Source organism: Cupriavidus sp. D384 (genome assembly GCF_001652915.1).
Lineage (GTDB): Bacteria > Pseudomonadota > Gammaproteobacteria > Burkholderiales > Burkholderiaceae > Cupriavidus.
This window is the reverse complement of record NZ_BBQI01000099.1, coordinates 101,620-121,512: the sequence shown is the minus strand read 5'-3', so window position 1 is coordinate 121,512 and position 19,893 is coordinate 101,620. Positions and strand designations below refer to the sequence as shown.

16 protein-coding genes are annotated in these 19,893 nt (G+C 66.4%); 7 read left to right on the top strand and 9 right to left on the bottom strand.

Translation table 11 applies throughout. The annotated features are described in order from the left end of the window. The first annotated feature begins 129 nt into the window (after window positions 1-129). Window positions 130-2,229: a TonB-dependent siderophore receptor gene (locus A9J21_RS25180; protein ID WP_231907038.1), complete on the top strand. Its 2,100-nt coding sequence runs from the start codon at window positions 130-132 to the stop codon at window positions 2,227-2,229. Here A9J21_RS25180 and A9J21_RS25175 read toward each other — a convergent pair. After that, the gene (locus A9J21_RS25175) at window positions 2,226-3,239 is read right to left on the bottom strand and encodes an AraC family transcriptional regulator (protein ID WP_231907037.1); all 1,014 of its coding nucleotides are present in this window, start codon (window positions 3,237-3,239) and stop codon (window positions 2,226-2,228) included. The two genes, A9J21_RS25180 and A9J21_RS25175, sit on opposite strands and share 4 nt — an antisense overlap. Here A9J21_RS25175 and A9J21_RS25170 point away from each other — a divergent pair. Continuing rightward, window positions 3,238-3,783: a carboxymuconolactone decarboxylase family protein gene (locus tag A9J21_RS25170; protein ID WP_066740539.1), complete on the top strand. Its 546-nt coding sequence runs from the start codon at window positions 3,238-3,240 to the stop codon at window positions 3,781-3,783. The two genes, A9J21_RS25175 and A9J21_RS25170, sit on opposite strands and share 2 nt — an antisense overlap. A gap of 119 nt (window positions 3,784-3,902) precedes the next feature. Here A9J21_RS25170 and A9J21_RS25165 read toward each other — a convergent pair whose 3' ends face one another. The 3 genes from A9J21_RS25165 to A9J21_RS25155 form a co-directional block, all read right to left on the bottom strand. Continuing rightward, on the bottom strand, window positions 3,903-4,553 hold the full coding sequence (locus A9J21_RS25165; RefSeq protein WP_066740406.1) for an HAD domain-containing protein: 651 nt from the start codon (window positions 4,551-4,553) through the stop codon (window positions 3,903-3,905). A gap of 433 nt (window positions 4,554-4,986) precedes the next feature. Continuing rightward, window positions 4,987-5,187, bottom strand: a complete 201-nt coding sequence (locus tag A9J21_RS25160; RefSeq protein WP_066740404.1) for a hypothetical protein — start codon at window positions 5,185-5,187, stop codon at window positions 4,987-4,989. Between the two features lie 206 nt (window positions 5,188-5,393). Continuing rightward, window positions 5,394-6,998: a methyl-accepting chemotaxis protein gene (locus tag A9J21_RS25155; protein ID WP_066740537.1), complete on the bottom strand. Its 1,605-nt coding sequence runs from the start codon at window positions 6,996-6,998 to the stop codon at window positions 5,394-5,396. 307 nt (window positions 6,999-7,305) lie between these two features. Between A9J21_RS25155 and A9J21_RS25150 the strand changes: the two genes are divergently transcribed. Next, window positions 7,306-9,138 carry an EAL domain-containing protein gene (locus A9J21_RS25150; RefSeq protein WP_066740402.1) on the top strand — a complete coding sequence of 611 codons (1,833 nt, stop codon included), beginning with the start codon at window positions 7,306-7,308 and terminating at the stop codon, window positions 9,136-9,138. A 4-nt stretch (window positions 9,139-9,142) separates the two neighbouring features. Here the strand turns inward: A9J21_RS25150 and A9J21_RS25145 are convergent, their stop codons facing one another. Then, on the bottom strand, window positions 9,143-9,916 hold the full coding sequence (locus A9J21_RS25145) for a response regulator transcription factor (RefSeq protein ID WP_066740400.1): 774 nt from the start codon (window positions 9,914-9,916) through the stop codon (window positions 9,143-9,145). Window positions 9,917-10,301: 385 nt separating this feature from the next. Here A9J21_RS25145 and cls point away from each other — a divergent pair, with 385 nt between their 5' ends. Next, complete coding sequence (gene cls / locus A9J21_RS25140) at window positions 10,302-11,735, top strand: cardiolipin synthase (protein WP_066740398.1); 1,434 nt, start codon at window positions 10,302-10,304, stop codon at window positions 11,733-11,735. A 126-nt stretch (window positions 11,736-11,861) separates the two neighbouring features. Next, the gene (locus tag A9J21_RS25135; RefSeq protein WP_066740535.1) at window positions 11,862-12,521 is read left to right on the top strand and encodes a TetR/AcrR family transcriptional regulator; all 660 of its coding nucleotides are present in this window, start codon (window positions 11,862-11,864) and stop codon (window positions 12,519-12,521) included. A gap of 102 nt (window positions 12,522-12,623) precedes the next feature. Here A9J21_RS25135 and A9J21_RS25130 read toward each other — a convergent pair whose 3' ends face one another. Both A9J21_RS25130 and A9J21_RS25125 read right to left on the bottom strand, forming a co-directional pair. Beyond that, window positions 12,624-14,921 (bottom strand): molybdopterin cofactor-binding domain-containing protein, encoded by a 2,298-nt coding sequence (locus A9J21_RS25130; RefSeq protein ID WP_066740396.1) that lies wholly within the window; start codon window positions 14,919-14,921, stop codon window positions 12,624-12,626. Between the two features lies 1 nt (window position 14,922). Continuing rightward, window positions 14,923-15,396, bottom strand: a complete 474-nt coding sequence (locus A9J21_RS25125; protein ID WP_066740394.1) for a (2Fe-2S)-binding protein — start codon at window positions 15,394-15,396, stop codon at window positions 14,923-14,925. Between the two features lie 237 nt (window positions 15,397-15,633). On the opposite strand from A9J21_RS25125, the gene A9J21_RS25120 reads away from it, so the two are divergent. Continuing rightward, window positions 15,634-16,623, top strand: coding sequence for a D-2-hydroxyacid dehydrogenase family protein (locus tag A9J21_RS25120; RefSeq protein WP_066740389.1), 990 nt, complete (start codon window positions 15,634-15,636; stop codon window positions 16,621-16,623). 38 nt (window positions 16,624-16,661) lie between these two features. On the opposite strand, the gene A9J21_RS25115 is transcribed toward A9J21_RS25120, so the two are convergent. Then, a complete protein-coding gene (locus A9J21_RS25115; protein ID WP_066740386.1) occupies window positions 16,662-16,997 on the bottom strand; it encodes a hypothetical protein in 336 nt (111 codons plus the stop codon). A gap of 149 nt (window positions 16,998-17,146) precedes the next feature. Beyond that, complete coding sequence (locus A9J21_RS25110) at window positions 17,147-18,286, bottom strand: 3-deoxy-7-phosphoheptulonate synthase (RefSeq protein ID WP_066740533.1); 1,140 nt, start codon at window positions 18,284-18,286, stop codon at window positions 17,147-17,149. Between the two features lie 304 nt (window positions 18,287-18,590). On the opposite strand from A9J21_RS25110, the gene A9J21_RS25105 reads away from it, so the two are divergent. After that, complete coding sequence (locus A9J21_RS25105; protein ID WP_066740384.1) at window positions 18,591-19,868, top strand: TIGR03862 family flavoprotein; 1,278 nt, start codon at window positions 18,591-18,593, stop codon at window positions 19,866-19,868. Window positions 19,869-19,893 lie beyond the last annotated feature (25 nt).

Here is a 19,893-nt window from a genome sequence, read left to right as displayed (position 1 = left end):
GTCATCTTGTCTTATGCCGTACCTTGCGCCGTTGCACAGACCGCACGCGCTGCCCGTTTTTCCCGTTCTTCCCGTTCGTGCCGTTCTGTACGACTCAGTTTCCTGGCCGCGTCGCTGGCTGCCGCCGGGGTGCTGCCATCCCTGGCCTTTGCGCAGGAAGCCGCACCGGCCGCCGCGCAGCAGACGCTGCCCACGGTGACCGTCAAGGGCGAGGCTTCGCCGGACCAGCTGCCCGCGCCGTATGCGGGCGGCCAGGTGGCACGCGGTGGCCGCATCGGCATTCTGGGCAACCAGGATTTCATGGACGTGCCGTTCAGCGTCACGTCGTACACGGCCGAGCAGATCCAGAACCAGCAGGCACACACGGTGGGACAGGTGCTGGCCGACGATCCGGCTGTTCGCGTCAGTTCGGGCTTCGGCAACTTTTCCGAAACCTTCGTGGTGCGTGGCTTCACGCTCAGCTCGGATGACCTCGGTTACAACGGCCTTTACGGCATTGCGCCGCGCCAGCTGGCGTCGACCGAAGGGCTCGAACGCGTGGAAGTGTTCCGCGGCGCCAACGCTTTCCTGACCGGCGTATCGGCCGCAGGCACCGCCGTGGGCGGCTCGATCAACCTGGTGCCCAAGTACGCCACGGCCGCGCCGATCACGCAGGGCACGCTGGACTACACCAGCGACGGCCAGGCCGGCGGCCATATCGACGTGGGCCGCCGCTTCGGCGACAAGAAGGAATTCGGCGTGCGCGTGAACGCCATGGCGCGCGGTGGCGATACGGCCATCGACAACGAAAGCCGCCAGCAGCGCCTGTTCACGCTGGGCCTGGACTACCAGGGCGACAACCTGCGCGTGAACGCCGATTTCGGCTACCAGAAGCAACGCATCTACCAGGGCCGCAGCACGGTCACCCTGAGCGGCACAGCGCTGCCGCCGGTGCCGTCCGCCAGCACGAACTTCGCGCAGCCATGGACCAATTCTTCGCTGGAAGACATCTACGGCACGATCCGCGCCGAGTACGACATCACGAAAGACTGGACGGCCTATGCCGCTTTCGGCGGCCATCACACCAACGAGTTCGGCAGCTATAGCGGGGCGAGCGTCGGCAACAACGGCGTTGGCACGGCAACGCGCCTGACCGTGCCGTTCGAGCAGGATACGTTCTCGGGCGAGGTCGGCGTACGCGGCCGGTTCGTGACCGGCCCGGTCAAGCATACGGTCAACCTGAGCTGGTCAGGGCTGGAGCAGAAGAGGGCCACGGCTTTCGAATTCTCGGGCTCGTTTGCAACCAATCTCTATAACGCGCCGATCGTTGCCTATCCCTCGGCACCGGCCACGGGCAATATGTCCGATCCGTACGTGACGCAGCGGACCAACCTCAATGGCGTGTCGGTGTCCGATACGCTGGGCTTCCTGAACGATCGCGTGCTGCTGACCGCCGGCGTGCGCCAGCAGGTGATCAACGTGCGCGGCTACGCCACGGCATCGGGTGCCCAGACATCGACCTATAGTGATTCGGCCACTTCGCCGATGTTCGGCCTGGTGGTCAAGCCGCTGCAGAACGTGTCGGTCTACTACAACTTCATCGAAGGCCTGGCCCAGGGCCCGACTGCGGGCAACACCGCGGTCAACCGTGGCGAGGTCTTCGCGCCGGTCAAGTCGAAGCAGCACGAGGCCGGCGTGAAATACGACGCGGGATCGTTCGGTACGACGCTGGCGTTCTTCCAGATCGAGCAGCCGCAGGGCACCACCATGCAGGGCAACGTGTTTGGCCTGCAGGACCTGCGCAACCGTGGCGTGGAGTTCAGCGTGTTTGGCGAACCGGTGCGGGGCGTGCGCCTGCTGGGCGGCGTGTCGTATATCGACTCGAAGTACCTGAACACCGGCAACCCGCAGACCGAAGGCAAGAAGGGCATTGGCATTCCGAACTACACCATGACGCTTAGCGGCGAGTACGACCTGCCGTTCCTGGCGGGTGCCACCGTATCGGGCCGCTTCATCCAGACCGGCCGCCAGTACGCGAACAACACCAACACGATTGCCCTGCCGTCGTGGAACCGCTTCGACCTGGGGGCGCGCTATACCTTCAAGGCGTCGCAGATGCGTTACACGCTGCGCGCCGCCGTCGAGAACGTGGCGAACAAGGATTACTGGGCTGGCGTGTCGACGTCGGCCAGCACGCTGTATATCGGCAATCCGCGTACGTTCAAGGTATCGATGACGGTCGACTATTAATTCGCTGCTGCCATCTTCTCCGCGCGCAACCAGTCGCGCGGAGACTGGCCCACCCTGGCCAGGAACACCCGCGACAAGGCCGACGGATTGGCATAGCCCAGTTCGTCGGCCAGCAGCTTGAGCTGTGCGCCGTCGCGCAACCGCGCCTGGGCCAGGCTGATGCGCCAGTCCGTCAGGTAGTCGGCCGGGGGCTGGCCGACAATATCGCGGAACGCCGCCGCGAAGGCGCTGCGCGACATGCCCGCGCAAGCCGCCATCCTTTCCAGATTCCAGTTGTCTCCCGGTGCTTCGTGCAGGGCCACCAGCACCCGCGCCAGCCGCGGATCGGATAGCCCCGTGATAAGTCCGGGCTGGACCCCGACCTCCCGGGGATGATCGAGCATCCAGCGCAACAGCTGGATCACCACCACTTCGAATAGCCGATCCGCCAGCAGGCGCTGACCGCATCGCACGCGCTCGGTTTCGGCAAACAGCAGCGCAAGCGCCGGCGCCAGCCCCGGCACGTCCGCCAGCGGCAGCACGATCAACGGAGGCAGGGCGCGTGCCAGCGGATTCCTGGCGCCGCCGGCGAATTCCAGCGTGGCGCAGGAAAACTGCGATCCTTCCGCCGGCGGATTGTGGAAGGTGTGGATCGCGGGACGCGGATAGAACAGCAGCGATGGCTCGTTGATCTCCAGCCGGCGCGGCAGGCCCCTGGCCTGATGCGTGACCGTCATGCTGCCTTCGCGCATCACGTGCAGGAAGCCGCGATGGGGCTCGTCAAAACGCGAAACCCCGCATAGCGGGCCGGTATGGAACAGGTGCGCCTGGATCCGGAACCGCTCAAGCAATGCGGACAGGCGATCAACGGTGAGCGGGGGATGGGCTGCGGTCAAGGCGGGATGAATTGGTACGTTTGCGGGACGGATGGTATCCCATCGTACGCCCTGCGCGACCATAGTGAAACCCATGGACGGCGACGTCCTGATTTCGATCACTTTCTCGATCATGTCGACAGGAGATTCCATCATGACCGCACGTATTTCCGTACCCGAACCCCAGGCCGCCCCGACTGGCAGCCAGGCCGCACTGGCTCAGATCCAGGCCGCTTTTGGCGGTGTGCCCCAGATGTTCCGCGCCGTGTCGAATTCGCCGGCGGCGCTGCAGTCGATGTGGGCCGCGTTTGGCGCGCTTGGCGCTGGCGTCATTCCGGCAAAGCTTGGCGAGCAGATCGCCGTGGCGGTGGCCGACCGCAATCGCTGCGACTATTGCCTGGCCGCGCATACGGCGCTGGGCCGCAAGGCTGGCGCGTCGGCTGCCGAGATGGCGGCCGCGCAGTCGGGGCACGCCGACGATCCCAAAACAGCGGCGGCGCTGGCGTTTGCGCTGAAGCTGGTGGAAGCGCGCGGCCAGGTGTCCGGTGCCGACGTGGCAGGTCTGCGTGAAGCGGGCTTCAACGATGGAGAAATCGTCGAGATCGTTGCCCACGTGGCGCTGAACCTGTTCACCAACTACATCAACGTGGCATTTGCCGTGCCCGTGGATTTCCCGGCGGTGAAGCTTACCGCGCGCTGACGTGGCGCGCTTCGTGGCGCCCGTGACGGAGGGTGCATGAAAAAGGCCGCCATGACTGGCGGCCTTCCTTATTGCATCACGCCGCGATATTTACGGCGATGCGCGGGATCACTCGTGGATCAGGCGTGAATGGCGGCAGTTTCCAGGTGCTTGCCAGTCAGGCTGGCGACGGCAACGGCCATCGCCTGTTCGCGGGCTTCGGCAGCGGCCGGTGCCGGCATGAAGCGCTCGGGTTCGTCACGGGCCAGGCGTTGCAGGTGGCGCAGCTTGGCTTTCAGGCCCGGCTCCACGCGCGAATCGGGCGTCACGGTCGACGGGCAGGCCACGCCAAGGATATCCAGCGCCTGACGGAAGTTGTCCACGGTCAGGCCTTCGGCCGGATCCACCTTTACCAGGCGAGCGCGTTGCGCTTCCGTGAACGACGATGCCGGGGCAGTCGACAGGATGACCCAGGCGCCCGGGGCCGCGTGCTGGCCGAACCAGGCGTCGATCTCCGCGCCGTGGCCGCCCGCCACGGGCGGCGTCATGCCTTCCACCTGCAGGTCGAGCTGCTGGAAGATGGCTGCCGGCGTGCCGCGGCGCCATGCATCGGAAACCACCACGCGGGCGCCGGCGATACCGAACAGGCGGCGCAGGAAGCCCAGCGCGATGGGATCGAAAAACCTGACGTCACGCAGGGTCCCCGTGTTTGGCGTACCGCCCAGGCGGGCAGCGGAGCGGTCCGAATACAGGACGCCGGGTACGTCCAGCATGATGAGGCGTTCAGTCATGATTTCTCGTGGTCAATCGGTGATGGGATGAATCAAGCGTATCCGGCTTTCGCGTGGGAAAGTCGACACAAAGTGTGCGTAAGTGCAACAGTTGTGTAACTTTTACGCGTGACTCGTTAATGCCGGTTACTGCGTAAGTCCAAGTGTTTCTCGCGGACACACCTGCCGCGCCAGGCCTTGATTTCCGGCCTGCTCCGCGTTGCGGATATCGCCGTAATGCACGCCTCAACGGGCGGTAGGCGAGGGTGGTTGACAGGAATTTGAAAGGAAATGTTCGTCGCTTTGACACAAAGCAGGCGAGGGCCGCGACGGGAACCGCCGCAGGGCCCGAATCATCGGCGGCAGGGCGTTTGGAGCCTGCCGGACCCTCGTGTTTTTCCGTGCGTATGTCGGTGCGGTTGTCGCCGCAGTTGTCTGCAATTGTCTGCAGTGGTTATTCCTTGCGCAATAAACGCATTTCGAAATGCTCGAAGGCGTATTGGCAGGTGATGCTGCAGAACAGGTCTGCCTGGCCGACCTCCTTCTCGCACGCGTGGCAGGTGCCACAGGGCTTGAGCCGGGGCGCCCAGTCGCGTCCGGCTGCCTCGAAATCCTCGTGGAACGACGCATCGTCATGCACTGCCTTGCGTAGCATGTGTGTTCTCCGTTCTCTGTCCGCCTCAGCGTTGATCGATGTCCTACCGGCGTATCGCGATACTGGCGGCGAAAAGCTTTTCGGCGAATCGGATCTTCTTGAATTACGGCGGTGCGGAACGAAGCTGAAGCGGGCGCGGGCATCCGGAAGGCCGGATGCCCGATTCGCGGTTCACAGACCAATGTTTGCGGCGGTGCGGTAGCGGTTCAGAACTGGAAGCGCGCGACGTCGGTTTCCAGCGCGGCGGCCTGGCTGTCGAGCCGCGCCGCCTGATCGCTGACTACATCGACCAGCTTGGCGTTGTCGGCGCTGGTCTGTTCCAGGCGGCTCAGGGCGTCGCCTACGGTGCGGATGCCGCTGGCCTGCTCGTCGGCCAGCATGCGCAGTTCGGCGGCCAGCGTATGGCTGTGCTGCACTGCGGCGTCAATACCTGACATGGCCGATTCAACACGGCCGCTCAGGTCCGCGCCCCGTGCCATCTCGTTGGCGGCGTCGCCGATGATGCCGCCGATCTCGCGGGCAGCCGTGGCGCTGCGCTGGGCCAGGGCCCGCACTTCCTGCGCCACCACGGCAAAGCCGCGACCGGCTTCGCCAGCGCGGGCCGCTTCCACGGCGGCATTGAGCGCAAGGATATTGGTCTGGAAGGCGATGCTCTCGATGACGGAGACAATCTCCGAGATGTTGCGCGATTGGGCGTGGACGTTGGCCATCGCACCGCTCATGTCGCGCACGGCAGCCATGCCGGCGCCGGTGGCTTCGCGCGCGCGGCTCGCCATGTCGCTCGATTCCTGTGCCTGCGCGTGGGCCTGCCGGACCAGCGTGGTCAGCCGCGAGACATTTGCCGTGGCCTCGCCCAGCGCGGAGGCCTGCATGCCGGTGCGGGTCGCCAGTTCCTGGTTGCCGCGCGCAATGCCGTCGCTGGCAGTTGAAATCTCGTGCGCGCACTGCTGGATTCGCGCCAGCACGCCGGCCAGCTGGTCGCGCATGCCCGCCAGGCTGCACAGCAGGCTGCCTTCATCGCGCTCGCGCAAGGCAATGCGCGCGGTCAGGTCGCCGCCAGCAATGCGTGTGGCGATGGCCGCCGCGTCACGCGGCTCGCCACCGAGTTCGCGCGTCAGGCTGCGCGCGGCGATCCAGGCCAGCAATCCGGCCGCAGCCAGGCTGGCTACCAGCATCGCGCTCATCACCGTTTGCGCGGCAACCTGCGCCGACGCTACGCCCGCTACCGTGTCGGCAGCCTGCTGTGCCAGCATCGTACGCGTGGTCTCCACCAGCGCGCCAAGCTTCTGTAGCTGTTCGCCGAGAAAGTGACCGTCGATCGAAACGGACGCATCGAACTGCAGCGAGTCGAGCGGCTGCTTGCGAATCAGGTCGACATACTTCGTCATCAGATCGCCGGCTGCCGCACGCTCGGCGAGCAATGCACGGGCCTGCGCAGGGGCGGCCTGGCGGACGCCATCGACCGCTGCGTCGAGCTGTTGCGAAGCCTGTGCGATGTCGTTGGCGGCCGTGTCCCGTTCAGCGGAACTGGTGGCGAGCGTGAGGGCCAGTTGCGCGCGGCCCAGCATGGCCAGCGACGCCTGCGCGCGTTCGGCGGCAATGGCGCCGCGCATGTCGCGCTGGTACAGCCTGTCGGTGTCGCGCTTGAGGTCGATGAGATTGAAGATCCCGGTGAGCCCGACAATTGCGCCGAACGCGTAGATCAGGACGAACGCCGCCGACAGACGCACGACCAGGGGCAACTTCGCCAGTCCTTGCCATGCGGATTGGCCGCGCCGTCCCGGCAATCCCAGCTTGATGGCTTGCAACACTACGAACTCCTTCGGGGCGATGCCCCGCCATACGATGACCCTTGCACTGCCGCACTCCGGCCTCTCGGCGTCGGCAACCTTGCTATCCGTCGCGGGGCCGGTCTTGTTGCGGTGCGGCGTGATCGTCGGGCAAGTTTGTGACGGCTGCGTGACAAAACGCATGTGGCGACTTTGTCATACGGGTGACATATGACTGTCATGCAATGGCGCGCGCTGCATATGTGCCTGAATTGCAACGTCGTGCTCAAGTTTGCTTGTGGCCGGCCGTCAACAAGCAGGTGGCCTGCCATACGTCCGAATCCGTTTCATGTTTACCGTTGCCCCCGATCTGGCTGCGGCCCGCGAGGCCGCAAGACCCCCACCGCTGCACGCGGTGTTTCAGCCTATCGTGACGCTGGCAAGCGGTGAGATCCTTGGCTACGAAGCGCTGATTCGCGGGCCTGCCGGCTCGATGCACGCATCCCCCGATGCGCTGTTCCGCATGGCTCAGGAGACGGGCACCACGATCGGGCTGGAAATGACGGCGGCGCGTACCGCGCTGGCGTCCTGGGCGGCCCTGGACCTGTCCGGCAAGCTGTTCCTGAACTTCAGTCCGCTGACGCTGCGCCATCTGCTTGATCATCGCGGCCGCGCCATGGCGGCGCTGCTGGGGCTGGACGGCGCGCAGGGCCCCGGGGCCCGCATCGCGCCGTCGCGCGTGGTCATCGAGGTCACGGAACAGACGGCGGTGGGCGATGCCGCCAGCTTTGCGCATGTGGTGGGGGTGCTCACGGAACTGGGCGTACAGTACGCGCTCGACGACTTTGGTACCGGCCATGCCAATCTGGACCGCCTGGCCGAACTGACGCCGCAGTTCATCAAGATCGACAAGTCGCTGGTGCGTGGCATCCACGCCAGTTCCCGCAGGCTGGAGGTGCTGCGCGCGATTCTTGGCCTGATGCATGCGTTGGGTGGCCGGGTGATTGCCGAGGGCATCGAGACCGCCGAGGAACTGGCGCTGGTCAGGGATCTGGGCGTGGCCGCGGGGCAGGGCTACTTCCTGGGGCGGCCGGCCGCCAACCCGCCCGGCGAGATCGCGCCAGAGGTGCGTTCACTGCTGGCATCGCGGCAGATTGCCGTATTTCCGGAAACGCTGCGAACGGGCTGGTCGGGCACGACGGCGGGCAAGCTGCTGCGCCCGATGCCCGCCGTCAATGCCGAGACATCGAACAACGACGTGCTGGCGCGGTTTCACGAGCAGAGCGATCTGCACGCGATGGCCGTGGTCGACGGCAAACGGCGGCCGATCGGCCTGATCAACCGGCAGACGCTGCTGGATCGCTATGCCACGCCGTTCCACCGCGAACTGTATGGCCGCAAGGCCTGCATTACGCTGGCCGATCCGCAGCCGGTCTGTTTCGACCGGCGTACCACGCTGGAGGAAATGGCCCAGCATGTGGCCGGAGAGCCGACCCGCGCGCTGGCGGATGGTTTCGTCATCACCGACGAAGGCCGCTATGTGGGTCTGGGCACCGGTGCCGACCTGCTACGCGCGATTACCGATGTGCGTATGGAGGCCGCGCGCTATGCCAATCCGCTGACCTTCCTGCCCGGCAATATCCTGCTGAACCAGCATATCGACCGCCTGATCGAGGCGCGCAGTCCGTTCCATGCCTGTTATGCCGACCTGAATCACTTCAAGTCTTTCAACGACCACTACGGCTACTGGAAGGGCGACGAACTGTTAAAGGGGGCCGCGGCCATCCTGGCGCAGGCCTGCGATCCAGCCCGCGATTTCCTGGGTCATATCGGCGGCGACGACTACCTGGTGCTGTTTCAGGGCGACGACTGGGAATCGCGCATCCATGACGCCATGGCGCGCTTCAACGACGGCGCGCTCGCCATGTACGCGGCGTCTGACCGCGTGGCCGGGGGCATCCGCTCGGAAGACCGGCACGGACATCCGATGTTCTTTCCGCCCGTGACGATGGCGGTTGGCGCGGTGCGCGTGGGCGCCGATGCCATGGCCGCCTGGCGGCTTGGCAGCCAGCATGTCGGGGCGGCTGCCGCCGTTGCCAAGCGCAGGGCAAAAGGTGTGGCGCGGGGCGTGGTGTGTATCGACATTGCCGACCTGGCCGCACGCGGAGAACTGGACAGCTAGCGCGCTAGTAGTCGGCCAGCGCACCGTTGCCGGCCAATCCGGGCCGGCGGTGCGCCGTCAGTTCGGCGCGCGCGGCACTGTCCAGGATGTCGAGCCGGTACCCTTGCGCGTATACCACGGTGATCGTCACGCCGTTCTCGGCGCAGAGATCGAGCGTGCGGCGCATTCGCGAGACCAGCCCGGCCAGCGCACGCGACGAGTGCGGCAGCGTGTGTCCCCAGATGGTGTTTTCGATCCGCTGCGTGGCCAGGATGCGGCCCGCGTTGGCGAACATCAGCATGGCGAGGTCGAATTCCTTGGGCGTCATCGGAATGCGTTGCCCATGCAGCGTGGCGAAGCGGCCGGGATTGTTGAGCTCGTACGGCCCGGCACGCAGCGGCATGCTGGCGTTGAGCCGGGTGCCGGACATGCGCCGGCGCAATGCGGCGATGCGGGCCAGCAGCACGCGGGCGTTGAGCGGGCGCACGATGTAGTCGTCCGCGCCGGCGTCCAGCGCTTCCACCATGTCGTCGTCGTCGCTTTCGCCCGAGAACATCACGATGGGCACGTCGCGATTGCGTACCGCGCGCACGGCGCGGATGACGTCAATGGCGGAAATATCTGGCAGGTCGCGGTCAATCAGCAGCATGTCGTAGCTGTCGTGACCCAGGCCGTGGATCAACTCGCGGCCAGTCTGGAAGACGTTGCATTGGAACCCGGCGATGGAGAGCAACTCCTGCATCGGGTGGAGAGGGGAGTTGCGGCTGGCGAGCAGCGCAATATTAAATTGGGCATTCATACGACACTATCGGACACTATCGAACGGGCAAAATGCATTGAATCGGGCAAACACGATGCAGCGTATCGGCCAGGGGAAGGTCCAACAATCAGCGTTTCTTTAAATGGGGGCGTGACGTCCGGTTGTGTGCCAACCGGTTGTTGCGTGCTGCCATCGTTATCCACAGATTTTGTGGATAACCGGGGCAGGCGTGCGCGGTGTGGTGCGGCAGGACGGGTGGCCGGTCGGCGTGATTAAAAATTAGGCAATGGGGCGCCGTATCCGGGTTCCGGGCCGCCGGGCCGAACTGCAGGATCGGGTGGGTGCGATATCGGGCTGCGCCAAAGTGACCCGCTATGCCAGAATACGGTTCATCGAATCCGGGCCGCTCATGGTGCCAGTGCCTATGCTCAGTCCCAGCGTGATTGCCACGGTTGTCCTCGCGTTCCACATCGTCGGAATCATCGCGGCGCTGCATGCCGTGATGACGGTGCGCACGGCGCCAGGCGCCATCGCGTGGGCGGGGTCGCTGGTGATGATGCCGTACTTCACGATCATTCCGTACCTGATCTTCGGGCGTAGCCGGTTTGCCGGCTATGTCAATGCGCGCCGGTTCAACAACGACCGGCTGCGAGAGATCCGCCACGGCATGACGGCTCAGGATCGCGAGGCGCTGGCTGCCAGCGTGGTGCTGCAGCCCGAGCAGGCCTGCATGCGGGCGCTGCCCAGCCTGACCGGCGTGCCATGCCTGATGAACAACGATGTGCGGCTGCTGGTCAACGGCGATGCCACGTTCGATGCCATCTTCGCCGCCATCGACGCGGCCACCCAGCAAGTGCTGGTGCAGTTCTTCATCGTGCATGACGACGAAGTCGGGCGCGCGCTGCAAAAGCGTCTGTGCGATCGGGCGCGCGCCGGGGTCAGGGTCTATTTCCTCTACGACAGTATCGGATGCCATGCACTGGGGCGCGGCTATGTGCGCGTGTTGCACCAGGCGGGCGTGGAAGTGCGACCGTTTTCCACGCATCCCGGCTTTGTCAATCGCTTCCAGCTCAATTTCCGAAATCATCGCAAGCTTGTCGTCGTCGATGGCGCGCAGGCCTTCGTGGGCGGGCACAACGTCGGCAACGAGTACCTGGGGCGCCGTCCGCCGCTGGCGCCGTGGCGCGATACGCATATCGCCATCCGGGGCGCGGCCGTGCTTGACCTGCAGATGGCGTTTGCCGAGGACTGGTACTGGGCCGCGCGGGAAGTGCCGTACCTGATGACGCCGCCGTCGGGCTACGTGGGCGACATGGTGTGCCAGGTCGTGCCGTCGGGGCCGGCCGATGCGCAGGAGACCTGCTCGCTGTTCTTTGTCGAGGCGATCCAGTCCGCCACGCGCCGGCTATGGATGACGTCGCCGTACTTCGTGCCCGACGAAGCCGTGTTCGCGATGTTGCGGCTTGCGGTGCTGCGCGGCGTGGACGTGCGCATCCTGATCCCGTCACGCCCCGATCACCGCGTGGTTTACGGCGCCTCCACCATCTACGCATACCAGGCGATTCGCGCGGGCGTGAAGATCTATCGCTACCAGCCCGGCTTTCTGCACCAGAAGGTGATCCTGATCGACGACGAGGCCGCAGCCGTGGGCACCGCCAACCTGGACAACCGGTCCTTCCGCCTCAATTTCGAGTTGATGGTGATGACCGCCCACCCCGCATTCGCGGCCGATGTGGCGCGCATGCTCGAAGCCGATTTCGCGCAGGCGCGGCAGATCGGTCCGAATGATTTCCTTGGCTCGCCCGCCATCCTGCGGGTGGCCATGCACGTGGCAAAGCTGTTTGCGCCGATCCTGTAGTCATCGTTTCCCGCTGTGCCGTATTGTCCGCATCGGGGCCGCTGACGTGTCAGGCACTGGCAGTATTTGTGTACACTGTCTACTATGAAACAACATGGCGTGGACACCGTCCACATGGGAGATGACATGAACCGTGCCGTTGCTGCAACGCCTCCCACGCGCACGACCTATCGACATGGCGACCTGCGCCGCGCGCTGCTGGAGGCGGGGATCGACCTGGCCCGCGATGGCGGCCCGGATGCCATCGTGCTGCGCGAGGCCACGCGTCGCGCGGGGGTGGTGCCCAACGCCGCGTATCGCCATTTCGCCAGTCGGCAGGATTTGTTGCAGGCCGTGCGTGCCTGGGCGCTGTCGAGCCTGGCGATGGCGATGGAGGCCGAAATGGCGGCGATTCCACCCGATGCATCGCCCGCCGAGCGCGCGCGCGGCAGTCTGCGTGCGGTCGGCATGGGGTACCTGCAATTCGCGCTGGCCGAGACCGGTCTGTTCCGCACGGCGTTTTCGGTGCCTGACGATGTGGAGCAGGACACCGATCCGGCCAAGGCGGGCAACAGCGGCCTGAACCCGTTCGAGTTGCTCGGTGCCGCACTGGATCGTTGGGTCGAAGCCGGCCTGCTGGCGGCGGATCGGCGGCCTGGCGCCGAATACATCGCGTGGTCTGCCGTGCATGGCCTGGCGGTCCTGCTGATCGATGGGCCGCTGCGCAGCCGGGCCAGGGAGCAGGCTGCGGTGATCGGCCAGCGCCTGCTGGAGATGGTGGAGCGCGGGCTGCAGACTGGCGGCTGAGCATTGCAAGACCGGGATCAAAGGACCCAAAGGCCAGAGGCCAAAGGCCCCCGACGTTTCGCCATCGGGGGCCTTGTTCATTGAGCCATCCGCCGCAGGCTGTCAGGCGACGGCTTTTTCCGTGGCCGGTTTCTCCATCGTCACCTTCCCGGCTTTCGCTTTCCCGCCCGCCGCGCCTTTCAGCCCCGCCAGCATTTTCCCGGGCAGGAACGGCGCCGACCGCAGCCGCACGCCCGTTGCCGCAAATACCGCATTCGAAATCGCAGCCGGAACGGTGGCAGGCGCCATTTCGCCGGCACCCCAGGGCGGTGCTTCAGGCCGGTCGATCAGGCTGATATGGATGTTGGGCACATCGGGGAAGCGCAGGATCGGATAGCTGGCCCAGTCCACCGACGTGATGCGATGCGCATCGAATCGTAGTTCCTCCATCAACACACGGCTGATGGTCTGCACGATGCCCCCTTCGATCTGGTTGCGCGTGCCGTCCGGGCTGATGATCTGGCCGCAGTCGTGGCTGCACCAGACATCGGTCACGCGGATATGGCCGTCGTTGCGGTTGACTGCCACTTCGAGCACGGTGGCGACGTAGGTGCGGTCGTTGTCGTAGCGCACGAAGGCCAGGCCCCGGCCGCGGACCACGTCGCGCGGATCGCCCTTGCGTCGGATCGACCTGGCGGTTTTGTGATTCCAGCCCGAGAGCTTTGCCACGTCCTCCAGCACGGCACGCGCACGCGGATCGGGCAGGTAATCCAGCCGCCATTGCAGCGGGTCGGCGCCGGCGGCCATCGCCAGTTCATCGAAAAACGCCTCGTTGGCAAACGCGTTCTGCAGCCGGCCCGGCGAGCGCAGGTGCGCGGTGCGGAAGGCGCTGTCGGTCAGCCGGTAGACCTTGGTGCTGACGTTCGGCAGCGCGTACAGCACGTCGGCATTCTTCGAGATATTGCCGGTGACATAGGCCGGCCGCTTGATGCCGGAGGTGACGGTCGCCAGCAGCGGAAATTCGGCGATGGAGCCCTTCTGGGCGGCCACGTAGAACTCCGATTGCCAGGCGACGGGGCGCTTCTGCGCGTCCAGGCCGCCCTTGAGGTCGATGGCCGTGGGCGGGCTTTTCGGGTCCCAGCCGTGCTCGTCGGCACGCATCCACTGCACGCGCACGGGGGCACCCGCGAGCTGCGACACCAGCGCCGCGTCGGCCGAGCAATCCTCGTGACCGTTGCGGCCGTAGCAGCCGGCGCCGTCCAGGTAGATCAGGCGCACCTTCGATTTGTCGACGCCCAGGGTCAGCGCGATCTCGCCCTGCAGCGAATGCGTGGACTGCGCGGCCGACCAGATCGTGCACTGGCCGTCGCGGAAGTCGGCCACGGCACAGGCCGGGCCGATGGAGCCATGCGTATGCGGCGGAAACTCGTAGGTGGCTTCGATGCGACGGGCCGCGCCGGCCAGCGCGGTGGCGGCGTCGCCCTTGCTGGCAGGTGTTTCGACGTTGCTGACCGGCAATTTGCGCCACCAGGCGTAAAGCTCGGCCTGGTCCGGGAAGTGGGGCGGATCGTCCCATTTCACCTGCAGCAGGCGCGCGGCCTTGACGGCGCCCCATTCGCTCGGGCTCAGCACCGCCAGGAAGTCCTGCTTGCGGACGATGCGTACCCCGGGCAGGTCGCGGATCGACGCCTCGTCGATGCTGACCAGCCTGGCGCCGGGGCCGGCCGGGCGGATCACGCGGGCGTGCAGCATGCCCGGCAGGCGGAAATCCTGCATGAACGTGAACCGGCCGGTGACCTTGGCCGGGATGTCCACGCGCGGAACGTTCTTGCCGACGAGCTTGTGCTGCGCCGGGGCTTTCAGCGGGACATTGGGATCGAGCGCCACCTGCAGCGGCTTGCCTGCAACCAGTTCGCCGTAACCGATCCTGCGCTCGCCGCCCGGGGTGGCAATCACGCCGTCAGTCACGGCGAGCGTGGCGGCGTCGACCGACCATTGCGCAGCCGCCCGGGTCACCAGCGCGCGGCGCGCACAGGCGGCCGCGCGGCGCAGCGTGCCGCCGCCGTCCTGGATGGTCAGGCTGCCGGCGGTCTGGCCCTGGTCCAGCGTCAGCAGCGTGTCGCCCATGATCAGGTCCACCTGCTGGAAGCCGACATCGAGTTCGTCGGCCACCATCTGCGCCAGCGCGGTACGCGCGCCGGTGCCCAGGTCCACCTTGCCGCTGTACACCGTGACGCGGCCGTCCGGCGCGATGGCCAGCCAGGCATCGACGTCTCCTTTGGCTGTCGAGGCCTTCCTGACGCTCTGTCCCGCGGCGTCGACACCCGCTGCGGCCTGCGCGTGGGCGGCCGGCAGCAGCCCCGGCAGCGTGAACGAGACCAGCAGCCCGCCGCTGCCCTTGAGGAATGCGCGACGATCCATGTCAGGCCTCCGTCGCGGTGGTTTGGGCCGCGCGCTGCACGGCCTTGATGATGCGGGTGTGCGTGCCGCAGCGGCACAGGTTGCCGGCCAGCGTGTTGCGGATCTGGTCTTCCGACGGCTTCGGCGTCTGCGCGAGCAGGCCGACCGAGGTCATCACCATGCCATTGATGCAGTAGCCGCACTGCGCGGCCTGCTCGTCGATAAAGGCCTGTTGCACGGGATGGGGCTTGTCGGCGGTGCCAAGCCCCTCCAGCGTGGTGATGCGCGCATCGCCGACCGACGCCACCGGCAGAACGCAGGATCGCGTGGCCGCCCCGTTGAACAGCACCGTGCAGGCGCCGCACTGCCCTAGCCCGCAGCCGAACTTGGGGCCGTGCAGGGCCAGGTTGTCGCGCAGCACGTAGAGCAGGGGCGTATCGCTATCGACGTCGACGGCATGCTGTTTGCCGTTGACCTGCAACTGGTAGGTGGGCATGGGGCGCTCCTTTGTCTTGCTTGTCGTTGTTATCGTGGGATGCGTCCGTCGCCGACCGGCGGATCCGGGGCGGCGCTGTCGGGACGCAGCCTCAAATCTAGGCCAGCCAGCCCGCGCCGAACAGCGTTGCAGGCAGTCTGTTTCTGGTGAATGGAAATGGATGCTTCCCCGTCGTGGTTTTCTTCCTACACTTTTGGCACTCCACTACCCGCCGGCGCCGTCTCTGCCCGATTTCCCATGCGAATTGCGATTCCCGACGACTACCAGGACTGCGTGCGCTGCCTCCACTGTTTCGGCCGGCTGGCTGGCCACGACGTGACCGTCTTCCACGACAACGTGAAGGACATCGACGCGCTGGCGGCGCGCCTGGCCGATGCCGACGCCATCGTGCTGACGCGCGAGCGCACGGTCATCACGGCTGCGTTGCTCGACCGCCTGCCCCGGCTGCGGCTGATCAGCCAGACCGGCAAGGTGGCGGGGCATATCGACCTGGCTGCCTGCACGGCACGCGGGATTGCGGTGACCGAAGGCAGCGGCTCCGGCGCGGCGACGGCCGAACTGACCTGGGCGCTGATGCTTGCCAGCCGGCGCCATCTGGTGGCCGAGGCCAACCGGCTGCGAGCGGGACAGTGGCAGGGCCATCTGGGGCAGCAGTTGCGCGGCCAGCGGCTTGGCGTCTGGAGCTATGGCCGCATTGGCCGGCAGGTGGCAGGCTTCGGCCAGGCGTTCGGCATGAAGGTATGGGTCTGGGGGCGGGAGGGTTCCACCGCCGATGCCCGCAACGATGGATTCGAGGTGGCGCCGTCGCGCGAAGCGTTTTTTGCGCAGAGCGATGTGGTCAGCCTGCATGTCCGGCTTGGCCCGGCCACCGAAGGCATCGTCACGGCTGCCGATCTGGCCTGCATGAAGCCCACGGCGTTGCTCGTGAATACAAGCCGGGCCAAACTGATTGCGCCGGGAGCACTGGTCGATGCACTGCGGGCCGGCCGGCCCGGGTTTGCTGCCGTGGACGCCTATGAGCGCGAGCCGGTGCTGGGTGCCGACGACCCGCTGCTGCGGCTCGACAACGCGCTATGCACGCCCCATATCGGCTTTGTCGAGAAAGACAACTACGAGGCGTATTTCGGGGGCGCGTTCGACAATATCAACAGTTTCCTTGCAGGCGCGCCGGCAAACCTGGCCAACCCCGAGGTGCTGGGCCGGTTGCGGAGCGGCACCGCTGCCTAGCCGGGTAACGGGCAGGTAGCGGGCCGGGTAGGAGTCCGTTATCTGCCCTGGCGCGATCGCGGTGCGCCGATATCCGTCAGATGCTGCCGCCAGGCGGAAAACACGGTATCCAGGCAACTGGCTGAATCGCAGGCGTCGCGCTGGCGCCGGAAGGCGTCGATGTCCGCCTGCGAAATCACGCCGGCCTTGAGCAGCCGCTGCTGGTCGGCATAGATGCGCTGGTACCCCATCGAGAACAGCGCGGTCTCGCAGATGATCTGGCTGGCACGCGTGGCGGGCGCCTCGCAGGCGATATCGCTGGCATGGGCCGCGCAGGCAACGATGGCGGCAACGGCGACCACTGCGCCGCGAAGGTAATGAATGAGACTCGACATGAGGCGGGATTCTACCCGGCCTCATGCCGGTCTCATGCCGGGCTCACGTCGGCCTCACGCCGGTCCCGTGTGGCCCTGTGGAATGCCTTGGTGTGTTTTGGGAGATGGGTTTCAGTAGGCGCTGGCGGAGTCGCTGGTGTCGCCGCGCGCTACGGCTTCGACAGCCCGCGGCGCGCCTGCACCGCCTGGCTTAGCGTTTCCAGCACGGCCACCGAATCGTCCCACCCGATGCACGCATCCGTGATGCTCTGGCCGTAGGTCAGGTTGCAAGTCTGGTGTTCGCCCGGCGTGAATTTCTGGGCCCCAGGCAGCAGGTGGCTCTCCACCATGACGCCGAAGATCGCGCCGCTGCCGCCGCTGACCTGCTTTGCCAGGTCGGCCGCCACGTCGATCTGCCGCTGGTGCTGCTTGCTGCTGTTGGCGTGGCTGCAATCGACCATCAGGGAATTGCGCAGCCCGGCCGCTTCCAGTTCGCGGCACGCGGTCGCCACGGAATCGGCATCGTAATTGGGCACCTTGCCGCCGCGCAGGATGACGTGGCAGTCCGGGTTGCCCTTGGTATGGACCGTGGCCACCTGGCCGTTCTTGTGCACCCCCAGGAAGTGATGCGGGCGCGATGCGGCCTGAATGGCGTCGATGGCGATCTTGATATTGCCGTCGGTGCCGTTCTTGAAACCGATCGGCGCAGAGATGCCCGACGCCAGTTCCCGGTGGACCTGGCTTTCGGTGGTACGCGCGCCAATCGCCCCCCAGCTGATCAGGTCGCCGATGTACTGCGGCGAAATCACATCCAGGAATTCGCCGGCGGCCGGCAGGCCCAGCCGGTTGATGTCCAGCAGCAGGCTGCGCGCGATGCGCAGGCCTTCGTCGATGCGGTAGCTCTCGTCCAGGTACGGGTCGTTGATCAGGCCCTTCCAGCCCACCGTGGTGCGCGGCTTCTCGAAATACACCCGCATGACGATTTCCAGCGAATCCGCGTAGTGCTCGCGCTGCGCCAGCAGCCGGCGCGCATATTCGAGGGCGGCCTGCGGGTCGTGAATCGAGCAGGGGCCCATGATCACCAGCAGGCGGTCGTCCTGGCCGTGCAGGATGCGCGAGATGCGGTGGCGCGTCTGGGTGACCAGCGATTCGACCGGCGTGCCACGGATCGGGAAGAAGCGGATCAGGTGTTCCGGCGGGGGCAGGGGGATGATGTCGTCCACATGCGCGTCATCGGTCACGCTCGTGCGATCGGGCGGGGCCTGCCAGCCCTCGGCAACGTTGGGCGGCGATTTCTGTGGGTCTTGCATGGCGAACTCCTGCGAATCTGGAAAAGGACACCTGCCGGGCGCCTGCCGCAGCGGCCAGCCGGGCCCGCGCGGCGGCATCCGGAGGATGTCGATGGTGAGGGATTCTAAGGCAGGCCGGACGGCAATGGTCACCAGACAGCGTTGACGGGCCCGCCAGCCATCGAGGAGAACGCCTTTGCCGACGAAGTCACCAACGCCGTGGCAACGGTATTCCCGAATGACCCGCCCCGGTCGCTCGCCATGGCTGCCCGTTGGCTACCCTTATAATTCGCCGGCTTTCCGCCATCGCCCCATTATCGATTCCATGCCCGCCGTTACTGCCGCCGAACCCGTCCGCCACGCCGGCGCCATTGTTGTTGGCGGGGGGCCGGCTGGCCTGATGGCGGCCGAGATGCTCGCCGCGCAGGGTGTGCCGGTGGATGTCTACGACGCCATGCCGTCGGTCGGGCGCAAGTTCCTGATGGCCGGCAAGGGTGGCATGAATATCACGCATTCGGAGCCAGCCGACGCCTTCCTGGGCCGCTACGGGGCGCGTGCAGAGCGGATCGGCCCGCTGCTCGACACCTTCGACGCCCCCCGGCTGCGTGCCTGGGTACATGCGCTGGGCATCGATACGTTCGTCGGCAGTTCCGGCCGGGTGTTTCCCACCGACATGAAGGCTGCGCCGCTGCTGCGCGCCTGGCTCCATCGGCTGCGCGAGGCCGGGATGCAGCTGCATGTCCGGCATCGCTGGATTGGTTTCGGGCAACCTGTCGACGGCTGGCATGTGTTGCGCTTTGCGACCCGCCAGGGCGACAAGGAAGTCGAGGTCGACGTCGCGGCGCGCGCCGTGGTGCTGGCGCTGGGCGGTGGCAGCTGGGCGCGCCTGGGGTCCGATGGCGCGTGGCTGCCGATGCTGGCAGCGCGCGGTGTCGATGTGGCACCGCTGCGGCCTGCCAACTGTGGCTTCGATATCGACTGGAGCGATGTCTTCCGGTCCCAGCACGCTGGCGAGCCCGTGAAATCGGTCGCCATCGGCGTGACCACGGCGGATGGCACGGCGCTCTACCGGCAAGGCGAGTTCGTGATCAGCGAGTCAGGTATCGAGGGCAGTCTGGTCTACGCGCTGTCCGCGCCGATTCGCGATCTGATCGATGCGCACGGAAGCGCCACCATCACGCTGGACCTGGCGCCGGGGCGCTCCGCCGAGCACGTTGCCGCAGAAGTCGGGCGTCCGCGCGGTTCGCGTTCGGTGTCCAGCCATCTGCAGAGCCGGCTGGGCATTACCGGCGTCAAGGCGCGGCTGTTGCGCGAAGTCCTGCCCAGGGAAACGATGCACGACCCCGTGGCGCTGGCTGCGGCCATCAAGGCGCTGCCGCTGCGGCTGGTGCGCGCGCGGCCCATCGATGAAGTCATCAGCACGGCTGGCGGCGTCCGTTTCGAGGCGATGGACGCCCAGCTGATGCTGAACGCGATGCCGGGCGTGTTCTGCGCCGGCGAGATGCTTGACTGGGAGGCGCCGACCGGCGGTTATCTGCTGACGGCGTGCTTTGCCAGCGGTCGCGTGGCCGGTGCGGGTGCCGCCGCGTATCTGCAGGCCTGACGGCCCGGAAGGCGCAATGTCTGGA